General features: G+C 71.9%; 1 protein-coding gene. It reads right to left on the bottom strand.

Annotation, left to right across the window (positions count from 1 at the left end; translation table 11 throughout):
- Positions 1-214 precede the first annotated feature (214 nt).
- Positions 215-1,414: an MFS transporter gene (locus FV230_RS28260; protein ID WP_147844714.1), complete on the bottom strand. Its 1,200-nt coding sequence runs from the start codon at positions 1,412-1,414 to the stop codon at positions 215-217.
- Between the last annotated feature and the right edge of the window lie 27 nt (positions 1,415-1,441).

Here is a 1,441-nt window from a genome sequence, read left to right as displayed (position 1 = left end):
GTGAGCGACGGGGCGGTCGACACGAGGAATGCGTTGGCGGATGGCACTACGACGGGACGCGGATAAAAATAAGCGCCGGCGGGGCAACGCAACAGCCTCGTCAACCGTTGCGTGAGCCCGTTTCTGCGCCGCGCTTTTATCGCACGAAGCTGAACGCCGTTTGACCGGTATGCGATTCCGGTGCCGGACCGCCCCGTGCAGGCCGCGAGAATCCTCATCGTGCCGCCCCGCGCCGGGTCTCGGGCATGATCAGCGCGACGAGGGCGAAGGCGCCGGCCCCGACGAGCGCCAGCCCGAGGAAGGCGGTGTGGCTGCCGAGCCGGTCGGCCAGGATTCCGGCGAGCGAGGTCGAGAGCGCGGCCCCGATCCCCATGGCGGTGCCGACGGCGCCGAGCGCGAGGTTGAACCGGCCGGTGCCGCGGGTGAGGTCGGAGACGACGAGGGGCACCATCACCCCGAGCACCGCGGCCGAGATGCCGTCGAAGACCTGGATCGAGACCAGCATGTAGGGGTTGTCGGTGTAGGCGAAGAGCAGGCCGCGGATCGGAAGCGCGGCGAACCCCGCCAGCAGCACCGGATAGCGGCCGAAGCGTTCCGCCGCCCGGCCGACGGCGGGGGCCAGGACCGCCAGCACCACCTGCGGGACCATGATGCAGGCGGCCACGAGCGCCGTCGCGGTCTCGCTCGCCCGCAGCGTCAGGACGCTGCCGACGAGCGGCAGCATCGCGGCGTTGGCCAGGAAGAACAGCGTCATGCAGGCCGCGAAGCTGAGGAGCGCGCGGTTGGTCAGCAGGGCCTTCACGCCGCCCGCCGCCGCGTCGCCGCTGCGGGGCTCGGCCTCCTGCGTCCGCACGCCGGCATCGATCTCCTCGGCGCGGATCGCCGAGAGCGCCATGATCGTCGGCACCACCAGGGCGGCGGTGAGGTAGAACACCGCGTCGTTCGACAGGTAGTAGCCGCAAGCGCCCATGCCGGCGGCGGCCACCGCGTTGCCCATCGCCTGGAAGCTGGCGTTGCGCCCGAGGCGCTCGCCGGCGCGGGCATGGCCGACGAGGCCGATGCTGATCGCGGCGATCGCCGGCGTCAGGATGCAGCTCGCGGCCGAATGTACCGCCATCGCGAGCAGGACGATGAGGAAGTTCGGCCACAGCGCCAGCGCCAGCGCGCTCGCCGAGATCGCGGCGACCGACACGCCGGCCGCGAACCGCTTCGAGCGCATCGCGTCGACGAAAGCGCCGCCGGGGACCTGGCCGAGCAGGCTGACCAGGCTGCCGACGGTGAGCGCGAAGCCGATGTCGGACTGGGTCCATTTCGACTGGGTGAAGTACACCGCCAGGAACGGGCCGAACCCGGTCTGCAGGTTGGCGACGAAGAAGGCGAACAGATCGAGCCCGCGCCGGCTCGCGCGCGACAGCCCGTCCGCGCCGGCGGCCGCGGGCGC

It is taken from the genome of Methylobacterium sp. WL6 (genome assembly GCF_008040095.1).
Lineage (GTDB): Bacteria > Pseudomonadota > Alphaproteobacteria > Rhizobiales > Beijerinckiaceae > Methylobacterium.
The sequence above is the reverse complement of the archived record's forward strand: the minus strand, read 5'-3'. Positions and strand labels throughout refer to the sequence as shown.